Genomic DNA, 1,617 nt, shown 5'->3' on the forward strand with positions numbered 1-1,617 from the left:
TTCGATGCCGGCTTCCAGACCTTCATCACCGAGGGCGCCTGGGGTTCGGTGTGGTCGCGGCCGGGGCTGACGCGGCGCGAGCGGTCCATGATCACCATCGCGCTGCTCGCGGCGCTCGGCCACGACGAGGAAGTGGCCATGCACGTGCGCGCCACCCGCAACACCGGCGCCAGCGCCGAAGATGTGGCGGAGGCGCTCATGCATGTGGCGGTCTATGCCGGCGTGCCGGCGGCGAACCGCGCCTACAAGATCGCCAGGGAGGTCTACGCGCAAGCGCGTACCGACGGCGACGCTCAGGGAGAAAACCATGGTTGAGACGGGCGATTTCATGCGCCGGGACCGAGGCTGGCATCCGCCCGCCTTCACCCCCGGCTACAAGACGAGCGTGCTGCGCTCGCCGCGCTGCGCGCTGGTGTCGCTGGAGCAGGGCATCGGCGAGAAGGCCGGCCCCATCTTTCCGCGCTCCGGCCTCGATCCCCTCGACAATGACCTCATCCGCAATTTTTCAAAGGATGGCGAGGCCATCGGTGAGCGCATCGTGGTGCATGGCCGGGTGCTCGACGAGAGCGGCCGTCCGGTGCCCGACACCCTCATCGAGGTGTGGCAGGCCAATGCCGGCGGGCGCTACCGCCACAAGAACGACAGCTATCTCGCCCCGCTCGATCCCAACTTCGGCGGCGTCGGGCGCTGCCTGACTGATTCCGAGGGCCGCTACGCCTTCCGCACCGTGCGCCCCGGCCCCTATCCGTGGCGCAACAACGGCTCCGACTGGCGCCCGGCGCACATCCATTTTTCCGTGTTCGGCGAAGCCTTCGTGCAGCGGCTGATTTCCCAGCTCTATTTCGAGGGCGACCCGCTGATCCCGCTGTGCCCCATCGTCAATACCATTCCCGACAAGGCCGCCATCGACCGGCTGGTCGCCCGCCTCGACATGGGCCAGCAGATGCCGTTCGACGCGCTGGCCTACCGCTTCGACATCGTGCTGCGCGGGCGCCGGCAGACGTTCTTCGAGAACAAGAGGGAGGGGCACTGATGCCGGTCGAATACCTCAAGGAAACGCCGTCGCAGACCGGCGGTCCCTACGTGCATATCGGCACAATGCCGGCGGTGGCGGGCCTGCCCGTGCGCACCCAGGAGAACCTGTCCATCCTCGCCTCCGGCAGCGTGCCGGGCGAGCGCATCCGCATCACCGGCGTGGTGTGGGACGGCTCGGGCCACCCGGTGAAGGACGCGCTGGTGGAACTGTGGCAGGCGGACGGCGACGGCCGCCACGATAATCCGGACTTCCTTGGCTTCGGCCGCGCCGCAGCCGACTTTGCCACCGGGGAATGGAGCTTCGACACCATCCGGCCCGGCGTGCTGCCCTGGCGCGACGGGCGGCCGCAGGCACCCCACGTGTGCCTGCTCATCTTCGCCCGCGGCATCAATATCCACCTGCACACCCGCATGTATTTCTCCGACGAGGCTGCGGCGAATGCCGGCGATCCGGTGCTGAAGTCCATCGAGCACGTCGGGCGGCGCGACACCCTCGTGGGCCTGCGCGGCGAGGTGGACGCCATCGCCACCTACCGCTTCGACATCCGCCTGCAGGGCGAGAACGAGACCGTCTTCTTCGAC

General features: G+C 68.4%; 3 protein-coding genes. All 3 read left to right on the forward strand.

Features of this window, described 5'->3' with window-relative positions; all coding sequences use genetic code 11:
• A partial coding sequence (locus K9U41_RS22795; RefSeq protein WP_282643122.1) for a carboxymuconolactone decarboxylase family protein occupies positions 1–315 on the forward strand: 315 nt, incomplete at its 5' end.
• Positions 308–1,033 (forward strand): protocatechuate 3,4-dioxygenase subunit beta, encoded by a 726-nt coding sequence (gene pcaH, locus K9U41_RS22800; RefSeq protein ID WP_282643123.1) that lies wholly within the window; start codon positions 308–310, stop codon positions 1,031–1,033. The genes K9U41_RS22795 and pcaH, both read left to right, overlap by 8 nt.
• Positions 1,033–1,617: protocatechuate 3,4-dioxygenase subunit alpha (pcaG, locus tag K9U41_RS22805; RefSeq protein ID WP_282643124.1), on the forward strand; the 585-nt coding region annotated here is incomplete at its 3' end. The genes pcaH and pcaG, both read left to right, overlap by 1 nt.

It is taken from the genome of Xanthobacter autotrophicus, assembly GCF_029991245.1.
Lineage (GTDB): Bacteria > Pseudomonadota > Alphaproteobacteria > Rhizobiales > Xanthobacteraceae > Xanthobacter > Xanthobacter autotrophicus_C.